The organism is Sphingobium sp. DEHP117 (assembly GCF_030867385.1).
Lineage (GTDB): Bacteria > Pseudomonadota > Alphaproteobacteria > Sphingomonadales > Sphingomonadaceae > Sphingobium.
Window position 1 is genome coordinate 752,772 of the sequence record NZ_JAPFBJ010000001.1, and the last position, 17,834, is coordinate 770,605.

At 64.7% G+C, this 17,834-nt stretch carries 13 protein-coding genes; 11 read left to right on the plus strand and 2 right to left on the minus strand.

The genetic code is table 11. The features are described from left to right. Positions 1-11 precede the first annotated feature (11 nt). On the minus strand, positions 12-1,421 hold the full coding sequence (locus tag OOT33_RS03740) for a patatin-like phospholipase family protein (protein ID WP_307748677.1): 1,410 nt from the start codon (positions 1,419-1,421) through the stop codon (positions 12-14). Positions 1,422-1,569: 148 nt separating this feature from the next. On the opposite strand from OOT33_RS03740, the gene OOT33_RS03745 reads away from it, so the two are divergent. Together OOT33_RS03745 and OOT33_RS03750 are read left to right on the plus strand one after the other, a co-directional pair. Further along, a complete protein-coding gene (locus OOT33_RS03745) occupies positions 1,570-2,595 on the plus strand; it encodes an aspartate-semialdehyde dehydrogenase (RefSeq protein ID WP_307748678.1) in 1,026 nt (341 codons plus the stop codon). A 5-nt stretch (positions 2,596-2,600) separates the two neighbouring features. Next, positions 2,601-3,365, plus strand: coding sequence for an alpha/beta fold hydrolase (locus OOT33_RS03750; RefSeq protein ID WP_307748679.1), 765 nt, complete (start codon positions 2,601-2,603; stop codon positions 3,363-3,365). Here OOT33_RS03750 and OOT33_RS03755 read toward each other — a convergent pair. Further along, positions 3,362-3,844 (minus strand): redoxin family protein, encoded by a 483-nt coding sequence (locus OOT33_RS03755; RefSeq protein ID WP_307748680.1) that lies wholly within the window; start codon positions 3,842-3,844, stop codon positions 3,362-3,364. The genes OOT33_RS03750 and OOT33_RS03755 overlap by 4 nt on opposite strands. A gap of 131 nt (positions 3,845-3,975) precedes the next feature. Between OOT33_RS03755 and OOT33_RS03760 the strand changes: the two genes are divergently transcribed. The 9 genes from OOT33_RS03760 (at position 3,976) to addA (ending at position 17,810) form a co-directional block, all read left to right on the plus strand. Beyond that, positions 3,976-4,569 (plus strand): YqgE/AlgH family protein, encoded by a 594-nt coding sequence (locus OOT33_RS03760; protein WP_307748681.1) that lies wholly within the window; start codon positions 3,976-3,978, stop codon positions 4,567-4,569. Between the two features lie 148 nt (positions 4,570-4,717). Next, on the plus strand, positions 4,718-5,209 hold the full coding sequence (locus OOT33_RS03765) for a hypothetical protein (protein ID WP_307748682.1): 492 nt from the start codon (positions 4,718-4,720) through the stop codon (positions 5,207-5,209). Positions 5,210-5,368: 159 nt separating this feature from the next. Beyond that, positions 5,369-6,760: an adenosylhomocysteinase gene (gene ahcY, locus OOT33_RS03770; RefSeq protein WP_373690521.1), complete on the plus strand. Its 1,392-nt coding sequence runs from the start codon at positions 5,369-5,371 to the stop codon at positions 6,758-6,760. A gap of 112 nt (positions 6,761-6,872) precedes the next feature. After that, positions 6,873-9,239 carry a PAS-domain containing protein gene (locus OOT33_RS03775; RefSeq protein ID WP_307749284.1) on the plus strand — a complete coding sequence of 789 codons (2,367 nt, stop codon included), beginning with the start codon at positions 6,873-6,875 and terminating at the stop codon, positions 9,237-9,239. A 5-nt stretch (positions 9,240-9,244) separates the two neighbouring features. Beyond that, entirely contained in the window at positions 9,245-9,697 is a 453-nt protein-coding gene (gene tsaE / locus OOT33_RS03780; RefSeq protein ID WP_307748684.1) for a tRNA (adenosine(37)-N6)-threonylcarbamoyltransferase complex ATPase subunit type 1 TsaE, read from the plus strand. Beyond that, positions 9,694-10,683, plus strand: a complete 990-nt coding sequence (locus OOT33_RS03785) for a phosphotransferase (protein ID WP_307749285.1) — start codon at positions 9,694-9,696, stop codon at positions 10,681-10,683. Before tsaE ends, OOT33_RS03785 begins: the two co-directional genes overlap by 4 nt. Continuing rightward, the gene (locus tag OOT33_RS03790; RefSeq protein ID WP_307748685.1) at positions 10,680-11,399 is read left to right on the plus strand and encodes a sugar phosphate nucleotidyltransferase; all 720 of its coding nucleotides are present in this window, start codon (positions 10,680-10,682) and stop codon (positions 11,397-11,399) included. The genes OOT33_RS03785 and OOT33_RS03790 overlap by 4 nt, the downstream gene beginning before the upstream one ends. Further along, positions 11,392-14,382, plus strand: coding sequence for a double-strand break repair protein AddB (addB, locus tag OOT33_RS03795; protein ID WP_307748686.1), 2,991 nt, complete (start codon positions 11,392-11,394; stop codon positions 14,380-14,382). Before OOT33_RS03790 ends, addB begins: the two co-directional genes overlap by 8 nt. After that, positions 14,379-17,810, plus strand: a complete 3,432-nt coding sequence (addA, locus tag OOT33_RS03800) for a double-strand break repair helicase AddA (protein ID WP_307748687.1) — start codon at positions 14,379-14,381, stop codon at positions 17,808-17,810. Before addB ends, addA begins: the two co-directional genes overlap by 4 nt. Positions 17,811-17,834: the final 24 nt, after the last annotated feature.

A 17,834-nucleotide genomic window follows, 5' to 3' on the forward strand; every position in this document is an offset into this window, starting at 1 on the left:
AGTGAGCGCCGCTATTGCGGCGACGGCTCGTTATCATTGGCGGGGGGAGGCAGTATCTCCTTGGTGATCGGCGGGAGGCTTTCCTTGCGATCCGCGCTGATCGACATCAGATCGCTCCATGGCTTGTCGGCTCGCGCGCGGCCATAGTCCATCAAGCAGGCCATGAAATCGGGGTCGAACATCCGCCCCTTCTTCTTCGCGGTGTCATAAAGCGTCTTGCAGCTGGTGGATTTGCCTTTCAGCATGAACAGATGTTTGTCCCAGCCGTCCGCCGTGACGAAGCGGATCGGGCCACCCGGCTTCTGCAGGCGCAGTCCAGCGATGGAACCGACCTCAAGCTGGTTGGTGACGATCGCCTGCGCACGTTGGGCCGCCGTAAAGGCATCGGGAGACTTGTCGGCCTCGCCATTGTCCTCTGACAGCGCTGTGGGTCCGTTGCGGATTACGTAGAAGGGCATGTCGTTGATGCTCTCCGCCGGGCGTTTGGTTTCGTAGGCGCGGACTGCGCGGCCCAGTTGCTCCGCCCAGTTGGCGAATACGGACTGTCGCACGCCGCCGTCGTAATAAGCGCGCCCATTGATGCGAACCTGCTGGAACGTCACCGGCATAGCGGACGACGCCAGCGCTGTGCCCGCGATGCACGCGCGGGCGTTGTCGGCGGAAGTCCGGGTAGCGATCTGGTGGATATCGGAATAATAGAAGTCGCCCGACCGCGCCTCGATATAGCCCACGAGTATCTGTCGATCGGCCTTGGCCAAAGCGCTGATCGCCGGGCAGTCTGGCTGATCCGCTCCGAGCGTGGTTGGAGGGCACAGCGCTGTCTCGATGCGATGGTATAACGGCACCAAACCGGCAAAAGACCCGGTAAACAGCGCGCGCCACTTGGCGTTGCGCCGCACGACCCGATGTTCCTTGTCGATCGTGTAGGCCGCTTTCAGCCATTGCCACTTGTCCGGATGGTCCGACCCCACGAACATTGCCTGCATGCTCCCCGTGGAGACGCCGGTGATGACGAAGAAGTTGGGCACTTCACCTTTCTCGGCCAGACGGGAGAGAAAACCTGCGCCGAATGCGCCCCATTGCCCGCCCCCGGAAAGCAGCAGAACAGCAGGATCTCCCAGAGCCGGATTATCTTTCAAGGGATCTGCGGCGTGAAGCTTTTGCCGGAAAACGGCTTGCTGATAAGCATAGAGCGTGCGGGTAAGAAGGCCGCTTTCGGTCTGACCATCGCCCAGCGGCGTGAGGAATCCCTCCTGCCCACGGATCTGTCGTTCTATCGGCGAAAGGGGGAGAGGGTGGCGGAAAGCGATCTTGCCGGGCGGCGCCTCGGTAAAGCCATTGCAATGAACATCCAGCGATCCGCGCGTGGCACAAGCCGATAGTGCCAGATACGCCAAGAGAATCAGTCCCATACGTCCCATAATTGGTGTCTCCCCCGATACACCTGAAATTATGCGACCCGCCTTGCTGGCTGTTATCGAGCGGGATCATAGCCCCTTTGCTTTCGCAGGCGCAATAGGCTATGGGCGCGCGCTTGAGTATCAATCCTGACCATATTGGAGCGTTAAATTGGGGTATCGTGTCGTTGTCGTCGGGGCCACGGGAAATGTCGGTCGCGAAATGCTCAACATCCTTGCAGAGCGGGAGTTTCCGGCTGACGAAATCGCAGCCGTGGCTTCCCCGCGCTCGACCGGGACCGAGATCGAATATGGCGAGACAGGCAAACTCCTGAAGGTCAAGAACATCGAGCATTTCGATTTCGCTGGATGGGACATTGCGCTGTTCGCCGCCGGCTCCGGCCCGACCAAGGAATACGCCCCCAAGGCGGCTGCGGCGGGCTGCGTCGTCATCGACAACAGCTCGCTCTACCGGATGGACCCGGATGTGCCGTTGATCGTGCCAGAGGTGAATCCGGATGCCATTGACGGCTATACCGCGCGCAACATCATCGCCAATCCGAACTGCTCAACCGCGCAGATGGTCGTCGCCCTGAAGCCGTTGCATGATGCGGCGAAGATCAAGCGGGTGGTCGTTTCGACCTACCAGTCTGTGTCCGGTGCGGGCAAGGAAGGCATGGACGAGCTGTTCGAGCAATCGCGCAACATCTTCGTCGGCGATCCGGCCGAGCCGAAGAAGTTCACCAAGCAGATCGCGTTCAACGTGATCCCGCACATCGATGTCTTCCTGGATGATGGCTACACCAAGGAAGAGTGGAAGATGGTCGTCGAGACCAAGAAGATCCTCGATACCAAGATCAAGGTGACCGCGACCTGCGTGCGTGTGCCGGTGTTCGTCGGCCACTCGGAAGCGATCAACATCGAGTTCGAGGACGAGATCAGCGCCAAGAAAGCACAATCCATTCTGCGCGAGGCACCGGGCGTCATGCTCGTCGACAAGCGCGAGAACGGCGGATATGTCACCCCGGTCGAGTGTGTGGGCGACTATGCGACGTTCGTCAGCCGCGTGCGCGAGGACCCGACGGTCGATAACGGACTGGTGCTGTGGTGCGTGTCCGACAATCTGCGCAAGGGCGCGGCGCTGAACGCCGTGCAGATTGCTGAACTGCTGGGGCGGCGGCACCTCAAGAAAGGCTGATAGTGGTGGCGGAGGTCCGCACCAGCTCGCTATCCGGCTTCGATGGCGCGGCGTTAGCCGTGCATGAGATGGGCGATGCGGGCGCGCGGCCCGTGCTGCTGCTGCATGGCCTGTTTTCCAGCGCCGAGGTCAACTGGATCAAATATGGCCATGCCGCCTGCCTCGCAGCGGCGGGCTATCGCGTCATCATGCCGGACCTGCGCGCTCATGGGATGAGCGCCGCCCCGCACGCAGCACAAGCCTATCCGCGCAACGTGTTGCTGATGGATGCGCAGGCGCTGATAGCGCAGCTGAGCTTGACCGATTTCGATATCGGAGGCTTCTCCCTGGGCGCGCGCACCACTGCCGCTTTGCTGGCCAATGGCCTGCGTCCGCGGAAGGCTATTCTCGCCGGAATGGGGTTGGAAGGACTTGGCGGCTGGGAGGGGCGCCGACAGTTCTTCCTCGATGCGATCGACAACCGAGAGACCGTAAAGCGCGATGATCCGCATTTCATGGCGGTAATGTTCATGAAGACGATGAAGATCGATCCGGTAGCCGCGCGGCTGCTGCTGTGCGCCGGGATTGACGTCGATCCGGCGGCGTTGGTCGCGGCGGATATTCCGATCGGTGTGATTTGCGGAGACGAGGATCAGGATAACGGATCCGCCCCCGCCTTGGCGCGCCAATTGGCGCAAGGCCGCTATATCGAGGTGCCGGGCACCCACATGAGCTGTATCGCCCGCCCCGAGCTGGGGCAGGCGATACGGGATTATCTGTTAGGACCTTAAAGCTGAGCCAGCATGTGCTCGGCGCTGGAAACCTTGAATTCGCCCGGCCCCTCGACGTTCAGCTCTTCAACGACGCCGTCGTTGACGATCATCGAAAAACGCTGGCCGCGCGTGCCCATGCCGAACTTGCTGCCGTCCATCTCCAGCCCCACGGCCTTGGCGAAAGCGCCGTTACCGTCGGCCAGCATCGTAACACTCCCGTCCGCATTGGCGGATTTCCCCCATGCGCCCATCACGAATGCGTCGTTGACGGCGGTGCACGCGATCTCTTCCACGCCCTTGGCCTTCAGCTCGGCAGCCTTTTCTACGAAGCCGGGCAGGTGCTTGGCCGAGCAGGTCGGCGTGAATGCACCCGGGACCGAGAAAAGGGCGACCTTGCGCCCCTTGAAAAAGCTCTCACTGTCAACCTGTTCCGGTCCGTTTTCGGTCATTTTCACGAAGGTGACGGCAGGGATCTTGTCGCCTTTGGCTATGGTCATGGGAAACTCCTCGGCTGTGGTTGTGATTGCAAGGTTCAAGTGGGGGATAATCGCGCCAAGTCAAGCGTTCAAATGGAAGGGTCATCTTTTTGGGCTGGCGCGTGCTGTGTGAGCGGGAGTAACATGGACGAATGACAGGCGCGGACCAAAACGAGGAAGGCCTTGAAGGGAGCCCCCGTTTTTACGGCGGGCGGATGTTGCTCGCCATGCCGGGAATGGTGGATCCCAATTTCAGCCGTGCTGTGATCGCAATGTGTGTGCACGACGAGCACGGAGCTATGGGGCTCGACGTGGGGCACGCGATCGAAGGCATGAGCGTAGCGGAGCTGATGGCGGGGTTCGGCATCGAGGCGCCTCAGCTCGCGCATGTGCCTGTTATGCGGGGCGGGCCTGTGGAGGCACAACGCGGTTTCGTGCTTCATTGTGGGGATTGGGGCGGGAAGGATAGTCTCTGCGTTGCCGAGAACTGGAACCTCTCCGGCTCCATGGACGTGCTCAAGGCAATTGCGGCCGGCGAAGGTCCATCGCACTACATCATAGCGCTCGGCTATTCGGGCTGGAGCGCCGGGCAGCTCGAGCACGAAATGCACCTGCATGGTTGGTTCCTTGGAGGAACCCTGCCGGCCGATCTGGCGCGCGTTGCGCCAGGCAGTCGCTGGGATCAGTGCTATGCCGCCTGCGGAGTAGATAGCAGGCTTTTGACCGGAAACACCGGCCAGGCCTGAGCTTCAGATCAACATGGAAAGTTTGTTCCTCCGCTCACCTCGGAACTCTACCGTTTCGTCGAATGAACGCCCTATTAACCCTGTCTGATCATGCGCCGGTAGTGCAAACGAGTCATCGTATAATCTGACCGGGTGAACGGGGAACTCTATGAAATCTATTGTAGGTGCGCTGGCTGCTGGGCTGGCGCTGTTTTCAGCTGATGCCCACGCGGCGGCATGTTGGAGCGATGCTGCCTATGAGGCGGCTCAGCTGCGTGATCTGGATACAATGCTGATGGTGGCGACGTTGCGCTGCCGCGTCAAGGGCAACGACTTCAGCGCTGATTACAACAGGTTCGTGGTGGAGAAGCGCCCGATCCTTGCTGCGGCGAACACCGAGATCCAGTCCGCATTCGCCAGCTCGGTCGGCAAGGTCAAGGCGCTGGGCGCATACGATGATTTCATGACAAAGATCGCCAACAGCTATGGCAACGGCATGTCCGGCATGTCCTGCGATGACTTTGCGGCGCTTGCCCGAACAGCCGCGGAAGCGCCTGCTGCACGGACGAATCTTGTGACGCTCGCCAACGCGGTGGGATCCGCGCCGCCAGTGCCGATCGCTCGCTGCTCCGTCAGCGTTGCCATGACCGAGGCAAAATAGCCTCCTACTTTCTGCTGCCGCTTTAGGCAGCTATTTAAAGAAAGCTTTATATTGCCTTGATAGGTGCGACGGCGATTGCTAATGGGCAATCAGCCGCAGCATTGCTTTGCCGCGCGCGCCATCTGACGCATTTCAGGGAGAATGTTCGTGTCCACCGCCGTGCTTGAGAAGGATTATGTGATCGCCGACATCGGTCTGGCGGACTTTGGCCGCGCCGAAATAGCGATTGCCGAGACGGAGATGCCCGGCCTGATGGCGCTGCGCCAGGAGTTTGGCGCGTCCCAACCCTTGAAAGGGGCGCGCATCACCGGCAGCCTCCACATGACGATCCAGACCGCCGTGCTCATCGAGACGCTTGTGGCGTTGGGCGCCGAGGTGCGCTGGGCGACATGCAACATCTTCTCGACGCAGGACCATGCCGCTGCCGCCATTGCCGCTGCAGGCATCCCGGTGTTCGCGGTGAAGGGCGAAAGCCTTGCCGAATACTGGGATTATGTCGGCAGCATCTTCGACTGGGGAGGCGAGACCGCCAACATGATCCTCGACGACGGCGGCGACGCCACCATGTTCGCGCTGTGGGGTGCGCGCGTGGAAGCGGGCGAAAAGCTGTTCGAGCCGGGCAACGCCGAGGAGCAAGAGTTTGTGCGCGCCCTCAATGCCTTCCTCAAGGCCAAGCCGGGCTACCTCACGCAGACGGTGAAAAACATCAAGGGCGTGTCCGAAGAGACGACCACGGGCGTGCATCGCCTGTATCAGATCGCCAAGGAAGGCAAGCTGCCCTTCCCGGCGATCAACGTCAACGACAGCGTGACCAAGAGCAAGTTCGACAATCTCTATGGCTGTAAGGAAAGCCTGGTCGACGCGATCCGCCGCGCCACCGACGTGATGCTGGCAGGCAAGGTCGCATGCGTCGCGGGCTTCGGCGATGTCGGCAAGGGCAGCGCCGCCTCCCTGCGCCAGGGTGGCGCGCGCGTGATGGTGACGGAAGTGGACCCAATCTGCGCGCTGCAGGCGGCGATGGAGGGATATGAGGTCGTGACGATGGAAGAGGCCGTCACCCGCTGCGACATCTTCGTCACTGCGACCGGCAATGAGGACGTCATCACCGCCGAGCATATGAAGGCGATGAAGCCGATGAGCATCGTCTGCAACATCGGCCATTTCGACAGCGAGATCCAGATCGCAGCACTGTCCAACTACAAGTGGACCGAGGTGAAGCCCGGTACCGATCTGGTCGAGTTCCCGGACGGCAAGCAGATCATCATCCTTGCCAAGGGCCGCCTTGTGAACCTGGGCTGCGCCACCGGCCATCCCAGCTTCGTGATGTCTTCCAGCTTCACCAACCAGACGCTGGCGCAGATCGAGCTGTTCACCAAGGCTGATCAATACAAGAACGAGGTCTATGTGCTGCCCAAGCACCTCGATGAAAAGGTTGCGGCGCTGCATCTCGAGAAGCTGGGCGTAAAGCTCACCAAGCTGACCGACAAGCAGGCAGCTTATATCGGCGTACCACAGGCTGGGCCGTTCAAGGCGGATCATTACCGCTATTGAGATCTCAGTTACGAGACACAGAAAGAGGCGAACGGAAAGTCCGCCTCTTTTTCGTTTCTGGTCAAAGCAGACGCTTTGCGGCTTAGGTTAATTGCGCTAGTCCGCTTGAATGATGCAGGTATCGGCGACGGTAATGGTGGTGGCAGGCGCGGTGATGGCGCTGTGGCTCGCCGCAGCTGTTTACGTGCTCGTCACGGGCCTGAAGCTGCGGCGCCGTGGCCATCATCAGCGCGAGCAGGCGGACAGGCTGGCGGCGCTGCTCCAATCGGCCCCCGCCGTGCCGATGCTGATCAGACCCGATGGCCGCATCGAGGCCCCGGCGCGGCTGGCGGGCTGGCTCGGCCTTGCCGCGGTCCCTGCCTATCTCTCTGAGTTGACCAGCGAAGGAGGCTGTTTCGATGCGGCGGACAGCGCTGCGCTTTCGGCGGATATCCTCTCCGCTCAGCGCGGGGCCAAGAGCTTTTCGCGCGCAATCATGGTCCGGGGGTCCAGCCGCGCGTTGCTGGTGAAAGGCGCGCCCGCCGGGCCAGACCTCGCCAACCCTGGTGCGGCGATCCTATGGCTGTTCGACGCGACCGAGAGCCAGACGCGCATTGCGACGCTGGAGCGCGAAGGCACGCTGCTGCACGATGCACTGGAGGCACTTTCCGGCCTGATCGAAGCTGCGCCGCTGCCGATGTGGCACAGAAGCGCCGACCTCAAGCTCAGCCTCGTCAACAGTGCCTATGTCCGTGCGGTGGAAGCGCCGAGCGCCGCCGACGTGATCGGCCAGCAGATCGAGTTATTCGAGACGATAGATGGCCTGCCGCCACCGGAAGCCGCACGCATCGCGCTGGACAAGGGCGAGGTGCTCACTCGCGTGGTGCCCGCGACGCTGGGGGGCGAGCGGCGCATGATGCAGGTGGTCGAGGTGCCGATGGGCCGCGCGGGCGTGGCGGGCTATGCCATCGACAAACAGGACTATGAGAGCGCGCGGACGGAGCAGGCGCGCACGGTCGCGTCCCAGCGCGACATGCTGGACAGGCTCACGGCGGCTGTCGCTCAATTCGGTCCGGACCGGTCGCTGGTGTTCTGGAACAAGGCATTCGTGAGCCTTTTCGCGCTGAAGCCGGAGCATCTGGTGGACCGGCCGGAGTTCGAGCGGGTGCTGGACCGCATGCGCGAGGGCGAACGCATCCCGGAGCATCGCGATTTCCCGGCGTGGCGATCGGAAAGACGGGCATGGTTCACCGCGCAAGAGGCGAGCGAGGAGAACTGGCTGCTGGCCGATGGAACGCACCTGCGCGTCTTTGCCCAGCCGATGCCCGATGGCGGCCTGCTGCTCGTGTTCGAGGATCGGACCGAGCATATCCAGCTCTCCAGCGCGCGTGACACGCTGTTGCGCGTTCGCACCGCGACGTTCGACAGCCTGTTCGAGGGCATAGGCGTGTTCGCTGCCGATGGCCGCCTACACCTTTGGAACAACCGCTTCCGCGCGATCTGGGGCGTGGAGGAAGGGGTGCTGGCCGCGCATCCGCGTATCGACGACTTCATGACCTCGCTTGCGGGCAAGCTGGCGCGCCCGCCTCAGGCCAGCCTGGTACGAGAGCTGATGCGATCCTGCACGGTTGACCGCAAGCAACGCAACGGGCGCATTGGCTTTGCCGACGGGCGCACGTTCGATTTTGCGGCGATTCCGCTGCCTGACGGAAACGCACTGTTCACGATGCTGGACGTGACGGACAGCCGCCGGATCGAGCATGTGCTGCGTGAGCAGAATGAGGCGCTGGCTGAAGCGGACAAGGTGAAGACTGCCTTCCTCGCCAATATGAGCTATGACCTGCGCACCCCGCTCACTTCCATCGGTGGCTTCGCCGAGATGATGAAGGCTGGTTATGCGGGCGAACTGCCGGCAACGGCGCAGGAGTACGTCGGGGCGATCCTGGATTCCACGGCCAAGCTGTCCGGCCTGATCGACACGGTGCTTGACCTGACGCAGGGAGAGGCGGGCACGCTGCCGCTGGAGCGCGAGCCGGTCGACCTCGCCGCATTTGTCGCTGCCTGCCGCGATCGCTGGGCCGCGCCCGCGAGCGCCAAGAAGATCGAGCTGGTGGCGGACATCAAACCTTCGACAGGGCGGATCATGGCCGACGAAAAGCGGCTCGCGCAGGCACTCGACAAGATCATGGACAACGCCGTCCGCGTGGTGCCGGAAGGGGGGCGCATCTCACTGCATGCGGATGGGCAGGTGGGCGGCGCCCGTCTGATCGTGTCAGACAATGGGCCCGGCATGGATGCCAAGAGCCAGGCCCGCGCATTTGACCGGTTCAGCCGCATGAATGACACCGGGCGCGGCGATGCGCAGGGCCTTGGCCTGCCGCTCGCCCGCCAGCTGGTGGAGGCCCACGGTGGGAGCCTTTCGCTGATTTCGGAGCCGGGAGAGGGGACCGTGTTCACAATGGAGCTGCCCCGCGGCGACCTGCCTCGGCTGGGGAAATAGCCAGCATGGCAGGGGTGTTCGCGCGCACCGAGGAGGAGATGCTGGGGGTAGGAGCGGCGCTGGCCGCCGTTCTGCGCGCAGGAGACATCGTTGCTCTTTCCGGCGGCTTGGGTGCGGGTAAGACGACGCTCGCACGCGGACTGCTCTCTGCCCTCGACTTGGCAGAGGAGGCGCCGAGCCCGACCTTCGCGATCGTGCAGCCCTATGCTCCGCCGGATGTGTCGTTGCCGGTCGCGCATGTGGATCTCTATCGCCTCGATGATGCCGAAGAGGTGGCAGAGCTGGGGCTGGAGGAATATCTGGCCGACGGCGCGCTGCTGATCGAATGGCCAGAACGGTTGGGGGGGCGGCTGTGGCCGGACGCGCTGCTTGTCCACATCGATTTCCACGCTGAAGGCGCGCGGCGCTTGACAGCATCCCTGCCGCCGTCTTGGAGGGACCGATGGCCGTTTCCATGATTCCACCGCACGCCGCGCCTGCTTTTCTCAGCTCTGTTGGATGGGGCGGGGCGGAGATTGTGCCACTAGCGGGCGATGCCTCGTTCCGCCGTTACTTCCGTGTGGAAGATCGTACGCGCAGGGCAGTGCTGATGGACGCGCCGCCGCCGCATGAGGATCCGAGACCGTTTCTCAAGATTGCGCGCTATCTATCTGAAAACAAGCTCGCCGCGCCGGAGATCTATGGTCAGGACCTCGATCACGGCCTCGTGTTGCTGGAGGATTTTGGTGATGCGCGGGTGCGGGACTGGCTCGATGAGCACCCGGCGGACGAGCAGTCGATTTATGCCCGCGCTGTTGCCTTGCTCGCGGACCTGCATAAGGCCCCGGCAGCAGCGGCTCCACCCTATGATCGCGCGGCCTACAACCGCGAACTGGACTTGCTGACCGAATGGTATTGCCCGGCGATGGGCCTCCACGCGGACCTGCCCGGCTATCGCGCCGCATGGGATGCGGTGCTGCCCATTGTCGAACATGATAAGGCCCCGCGCGTCACCGTATTGCGCGATTATCATGCCGAGAACATCATGCTGATCGAGGGGCGGCCCGAGAGCCACAATCTCGGCCTGCTCGATTTTCAGGACGCGTTGATCGGTCATCCGGCCTATGACCTCGTGTCGCTGTTGCAGGATGCGCGGCGCGACGTTTCGCCTGAGCTCGAGGCCGCAATGCTTGCGCATTACAAGGCGCTCGCGCAGCCGGGCGAGGGCTTCGATGCTGCCTATGCAGTGCTGGGTGCTCAGCGCAACGCCAAGATCATCGGTATTTTTACGCGCCTGTGGAAGCGCGACGGCAAGCCGCGCTATCTCTCTTTCCTGCCGCGCATGTGGGGCCTGCTGGAGCGCGATCTGGCGCATCCCGCGCTGGCGCCTGTGAGAGAGTGGTTCGCTCGCAATATCCCAGCCGAGGTGCGCGCCCGTTCGCCGGAGAAGCAGGCCGCCGCATGAGCACCAGGCTCACGACCGCGATGCTGATGGCGGCGGGGCTTGGCAAGCGGATGCGCCCCCTGACCGCCACCCGGCCCAAACCGCTGGTGCGCGTGGCGGGCAAGGCGCTGATCGACCATGCGCTCGACAAGATCGAAGGGGCGGGCATCGGGCGCATCGTCGTCAACGTCCATTATCTGCCGGACAGCATCATTGCGCATCTCAAGGCGAGGCGGAGCCCGGCCGAATATCTGGTCTCTGATGAGCGGGGACGGCTGCTGGAAACCGGCGGCGGCCTGATGAAGGCGGCGCATTTGCTGGGCGATACGCCGTTTCTGTGCGCCAACAGCGACAATCTGTGGGTGGATGGGCCGCGTGACTCGATCCTGATGCTGGCGGAGCTGTGGGACGACGCGAAGATGGACGCGCTGCTGCTGATGATTCCCCATGCGCGCGCCACCTGTCACAATGGCCCCGGTGACTTTCACATGGCACCGGACGGGCGGCTTTCCCGCCGCAAGCCGGGTCATGTTGCGCCGTTCGTCTATACCGGCGTGCAGATTCTCTCACCGCGCCTGCTTGTCGACCCGCCGGGCGAGGTGTTTTCGACCAATATCTTCTGGGACCGGGCGATGGCGGCAGGCCGGCTTTATGGTGCCTCTCACCCCGGCCTGTGGTTCGATGTCGGCACACCGCAGGCGATCCCCGTAGTCGAGGGCGTGCTGGGTCGTGGCTGAGGGCGTCCGGCCCGCTATCCATACCATACCGGCACACCGGTCTTTTGCGGATGCGCTCGCCACCGGGATCATCGCGCGACATGGCAAGGACGTGCTGGCGCTGGCGCGCGGCATCGTGCTGCTGCCCAACAACCGCGCGGTGCGGGCGCTGAGCGACGCATTCGTGCGCGCATCGGGCGGCGGGCTGCTGATGCCTCGCCTCGTGCCGATCGGTGATGAGGAGCTGGGCGAGCGGCTGGGCAGCGCGCTCGACCCCATAGGAGCGGGCGCGGACATTCCGCCCGCCATCCCGACGATGGATAGGCAGATGATCCTCGCCCGGCTGGTGAGCCAGGTGCGCGCCGAACATCGCCAGCCAGTCGACGCCGGGGAGGCGATGCGGCTGGGGCAGGCATTGGGCGCGACGATAGACCAGCTTCATGTCGCACAGGTCAACCCGCGCGCCTTGGCCGAGCTTGACCTTGACGATGTGCTGTCCGGCCACTGGAACGCTTCGCTACGGCTGCCCGAAATATTGCTGGACCGGTGGCCTGACGAACTCGCGCGGCTCGGCATGATCGATCTGGCGGACAGGCGCAACCGGCTGCTCGGCCATGTCGCGCGGCGCTGGCGCGAGGCGCCGCCCGCCGGGTTCGTGATCGCGGCGGGCATCGCCACGTCCGCACCCGCCATCTGCGCAGTGCTGCGCACGGTGGCGTTCATGCCCGGCGGAGATGTTGTGCTCTCCGCGCTCGACCAGCATATGAGCGGGGACGAGTGGGACAGCATCGGTCCGTTCGAGCCTGATCCGGTTACCGGCCGCCGCCCACGCGCCGAGGAAAGCCACCCCCAATATCAGCTAAAGATGATGCTCGATCGCATCGGCGTCGCGCGGGACGAGGTGGCGTTGTGGCGCTGGGGCGGCGGGCACGACGCCCGCGCGGCCCGCAGCCGCAACATCTCCAACGCCATGCTGCCGCCGGTACATACGACCAAGTGGCGCGGGCTGAAGGCCGATGAGCGCACGCTGAACGGGGTGCGCCTGCTTGAAGCCGCCACCCCGGCACATGAGGCTCAGGCAATCGCACTCCTTCTGCGCGAGGCGATGGAGGAACCGGGGCGCACCGCGGCGCTGGTGACGCCGGACCGAGAACTGGCGACCCGTGTCTCGGCGCATCTGGCGCGCTGGGGCATCGTGGCGGACGACAGTGCGGGGCAGGCGCTTCACCTTACCCCGCCGGGTGCGCTTGTGTTGGCACTGGCACGTATGGCGGCAGAGCGCTTTGCGCCGGTGCCGCTGCTTGACCTTTTGAAGCATCCGCTGGTGCGCAAGGGCGAAGGGCGGGTCGCGTGGCTGGAGGAGGTGCGAGGGCTGGATCTGCTGCTGCGGGGGCCACGGCCTGGCCCGGGCACGGCAGGGTTGAAGGCATTGCTCGCGCCGAGAGCCGATGACCGTCAGGCGAAACTGCGCGCGCATGTTGCCGAGTGGTGGGCGCGCGAAGCTGCGCTATTTGCGCCGCTCGATGCGTTGGCCGACGGTCCGCCGGGGCCGATGCTGGCCCTGATCCGCGAAATTGCTTCTGCGCTCACCGGCGACCAAATCTGGGCGGGATATCAGGGTCGGGCGCTGGCGGAACGCTTCGCGGAGATGGAGCGTGGGGCGGCGCATGGCCCGCCAATGGTTGAGGTGCGCGCGTTGCCCGATCTGTTGGAGCGGATATTGGAGCAATGCGCTGTGCGTCCGCCGCAGGGTGGCCATCCGCGTATCGCTATCTATGGCCTGCTTGAGGCGCGGCTTCAGCAGGCGGACCTGATGATCCTTGCCGGGTTAAACGAAGGCACCTGGCCGGGCCTGCCCGCGCCTGATCCGTGGCTCGCCCCGCGAATCCGGCAGGAGCTGGGTCTGCCCGGGGTGGAGCAGCGCATCGGCCTTGCCGCACATGACTTTGCCTCGGCGCTCGGCGCCCCGGATGTGGTGATCAGCCGATCTCGCCGTGCGGGCAACGCGCCCGCCATCGCCTCGCGCTTCTGGTTGCGGCTGGAGGCGATTGCGGGTGAGAACCTGCGCCATGCGCATGATCCGCTGCGCTGGGCCGATGCGCTGGACGATCCGGGTGCGGTGAAGCCATCGCTGCGCCCGAATCCGTGCCCGCCGCTGGCCCTGCGACCCGATGCGCTGGCGGTGACGCAGGCTGACAGGCTGGCGGCGGACCCCTACGCCTTCTATGCCGGGCGCATCCTGCGCCTGCAGAAGCTGGAAAGGGTGGATGCCGACCCAGGCGCGGCGTGGCGCGGTACGCTTGTCCACAAGGTGCTGGAGCTGTGGTTTCGCGAAGACAAGTGCGACCCGGCACGATTGGAGGCGCGCACGGCCGAGATGGTGGGCGGCATCGGCTCTCATCCGATCGTCCGCGCGCTGTGGCTGCCGCGCGTTATGGAGTCGGTGCGCTGGCTCGGCGCGCAGGTGGCGCAAGATGCAGAGCAGGGGCGGCATATCATCGCGGTCGAGACCAGGGGCGCGATTACGCTCGGCGGCATCGGTTTGAGCGGCACGGCCGACAGGATCGACCGGCTTGCCGACGGCAGCCTTGCCATAGTCGACTACAAGACCGGCAAGCCGCCCGGCCCGGCGCAGGTCAAGGCGGGTTTTGCGCTTCAGCTTGGCCTGCTCGGCGCAATTGCGCGCGAGGGGGGCTTTGGCGAAGCCAAGGCAGGCGGCGAGGTCTGCGCCTTCGAATATTGGTCACTGGCCAAGGGGCGTTACGGCTTCGGTTATCGGTCCAGCCCGGTGAAGCCCGGTGGCACTGACAAGGTTGTGGCCACGGAGCAGCTTGTCGATCATGCGCGCGCGTATTTCCTGGCGGCGGCGGAGAAATGGCTGACCGGCGAGGAACCGTTCACCGCGCAGCTGAACCCCGACCTGCCCGGCTATGGTGACTATGACCAGCTGATGCGGCTGGAGGAATGGTATGGTCGCGCGGACAGCCAGGAGGACGCGGCATGAGCCGGGGGGCTGTGGGATTGCTGCCGCTCAAAGGTGCGCAGGCGCGCGCCGCCGCTCCGCAAGCGCATGTCTGGCTCTCCGCTTCGGCGGGTACGGGCAAGACGCATGTTCTGACCGCGCGGGTTTTCCGCCTGCTGCTGGGCGGGGTGGACCCGGAACATATTCTCTGTCTCACCTTCACCAAGGCGGGTGCGTCCGAGATGGCGGAGCGGGTGCACGCGCGCCTCGCCGCATGGGTGCAGATGAGCGACGCCGACCTTGCGGCGGACCTCCATGCGCTGGGTGAGGACATCAGCCCTCCGGTGCGCGAGCGGGCGAGGCGGCTGTTCGCGCGCGTGCTGGAGGCGACGGGCGGCGGCCTCGCGATCCAGACGATTCACAGCTTTTGTCAGCGCCTGCTCGCTTCCTTTCCGCTGGAGGCCGGACTGGTGCCGGGCTTTCGCGCGCTGGAGGAAGGCGAACAGCAGCAGTTGGCGCGCCTCGCGCTGGAGGAACTGGTCGTAGATGCCGAGGCGCAGGGGGATGAAGCGCTGATCGATGCGCTGCATGCGCTGGCGCTGCGGCTGGGCGAGGCGGGGGCGGAGCGTTACCTCCATCGCTGCGCGCGCGCGCATGACGCCTTTGCCGGTCTGCCCGACGATCTGCGCGGCTGGTTGTTCGCGGCGCTCGATCTGCCAGAAGGGGACATTGAGGAGGCGATTGCCGCAGCGTGCATGGACGAGGCGATCGACGGTGCGGGGCTCAGGCGGCTCGCCAAAGCGAACGCGGACTGGGGTACGAAAACCGGGCTGGGTTATGCCGATTGCATCGCCGCATGGCTGGGCGCAGCGCCGCCTGTTCGTGCGGCCACGCTGGACGATCTCGGCAAATGCTTTTTGACGGGCAAAGGTGAGCCGCGCGCGGTATCGGCAGGACAGATCAAGGCGGATGAAGAATATCAAAATCTTGCATCCGATATTTGCGGTTGGATATCAGAACTTATCGCGCTCCGCACCCGCGCAGCCTATGCGGATGCAGTGGCGCAGGCGCTGGTGGCCGGGCGCGCTTATGCCCGGGCTTATGAAGCGGCAAAGCGGCGGACGGGCGCTGTCGATTTCGACGACCTGATCGCCCACGGCGCGGCGCTGCTGGGCAGCGACGGGATTGCCGACTGGATCCGCTACAAGCTTGATGCGCGGATCGACCATATCCTTGTCGATGAGGCGCAGGATACCAACAGCCGCCAGTGGACGATCATCAACGCGCTGGTCGACGAATTCTTCAGCGGTGAGGGCGCGCGCGGCGAGCGACTGCGCACCCTGTTTACAGTGGGTGACTTCAAGCAGGCGATCTTCGGCTTTCAGGGTACCAGCCCTCGTGCATTTGCCGAGGCGCGCGATCATTTCCGCGCGCGTGCCTATGCGGCGGAGCACATATTCCATGATCTGTCGCTGGACGAGAGCTTCCGTTCGACCCCGGCAGTGCTGGAGGCTGTGGACGCCTGCGTGGAGGAGATCGGGCCGGAAGCTTTGGGCCTGCCGCCAGGCGCTGTGCATCATGAAAGCCGCAATCGCTATCCGGGCCGGGTCGCGCTCTGGAAGCCGGTCAGCGCGGTGCCGATGGAAGGCGATGCGGCCGAGGACGACGAGGCGGAAGGCGCGGAGGACTGGCTTTCCGATCAGGACCGGCTGCTTGCCGAACGCATCGCGCGGCAGATCAGAGGGTGGATAGCAGGCGGCATGATGCTCGCGTCCAAGGGGCGGCCGGTACAGGCAGGCGACATCATGATCCTGCTGCGCAAACGCGGTGATTTGGCGCGGCTGATCGTGGCGCGGCTCTATGAGGCCGGGGTACCGGTGGCGGGCGTGGACAGGTTGCGGCTGCAGGCGCCGCTGGGGGTGCAGGACTTGATGGCGGCGCTGCGCTTTGCTGCCCAGCCGGAGGATGACCTGAACCTCGCGTGTCTGCTCGTCTCGCCGCTGATCGGCTGGACGCAAGACGAACTCTGGCAGCGCGCGGCGCCGCGCAAGGGTAGCCTGTGGCGGCACCTGCGAGAGAGCGGAACTGCGCCCGCTGACGATATGTCGGCGCTTTATGAAATTCTGGCCCGCGCGGATTTCATTACGCCTTACCGCCTGCTCGAGCATATCCTCTCCGGCCCGATGCAGGGGCGGCGCAGGCTGGTTGGGCGGCTGGGGGCGCAGGCGCTGGACAGCATCGAGGAGCTGCTCAACGCCGCGCTGCGCCACGAACAGCAGGAGGTGCCCTCGCTCCAGCAATTCATCGACTGGTTCGACCGCGAAGAGGGCGACATCAAGCGCGAGAGCGAGGGCGGGGGAGGCGCGGTGCGCATACTCACCGTCCATGGGGCGAAGGGGTTGCAGGCGCCGGTGGTGATACTCGCCGATGCCTGCGCAGACCCGGAGGCGGCGCAGCGGCGCGAGGCGCTGGATATTCCATTGGGGGACGGCACCTCGCTGCCCGTGCTGCCGCCGCGCCGGGCAGAGCGGTGGGGCAGAATCGAAGATGCCGCCTTCATCGCCGACGCAACCGAGCGTCAGGAACATTGGCGGCTCCTCTATGTCGCGATGACCCGTGCCGAAGAGCAGCTTTACGTCACCGGGGCATTGGGTCCACGCGCCAAGGGCAAGATTGCCGAGGCGAGCTGGTATGCCTGCGCAGAGCGGGGGCTGGCGGCTCTGGGTGCGCAGTGGGGGGAGGAGGGCGATTGGGGGGCGACACTCGAGTGGTCCGGGTCGGAAGCGCTTGCGCCCAAAGCAGCCCCTGCCCAAGCGGCGCGCGCCGTGCCGCCTCTCACGCCGCTGCCCGAATGGGCGCGCCAGGCCGCACCGGCCGAGTCGCGACCGTCGCGCCCGCTTGCGCCGACCGCCCCGGGGGACGACGATCTACCCATGCCGCCGCCATCGACCGCGATGCAGGCGGCGGCCCTGCGCGGGCAATTGCTTCATAGTTTGTTTGAGCGGCTGCCCGATGTCGCGCCGGAGGAGCGGCGCGATGCTGCGCTGCTCTGGCTGGAGCGGCAGGGCGGCGTTGCGGATTCGCAGGAGCGGGCTGCGCTCGCCGATCAGGCGCTCGCGGTCATCAACGACCCGCAACTTGACGGTCTGTTCGGCCCGGATGCGCTTGCCGAGGCGCCGATCGCCGCCGTTGTGGGTGAGGATGTGGTGCAGGGCGTGATCGACCGGTTGGTGATCAGGGCGGAGACCGTTCACCTCGTTGATTTCAAAACCGGCCGTGTGCCGGAAGGCGCTTCGGCCATTCCTGTTCCGCACCTGCGCCAGATGGCGGCCTATGCGGCGGCCCTAGCCGTGGTCTTCCCCGACCGTGCCATCGAGGCATCGCTGCTCTATACCGCCGGTCCGCGATTGTTCACGCTGTCACAAGGATCCCTCGCTCCTCACAAGCCCGGCTTTTCGCCCGAACAATAATCCTTCGTGCGGCGAACCGTTGTG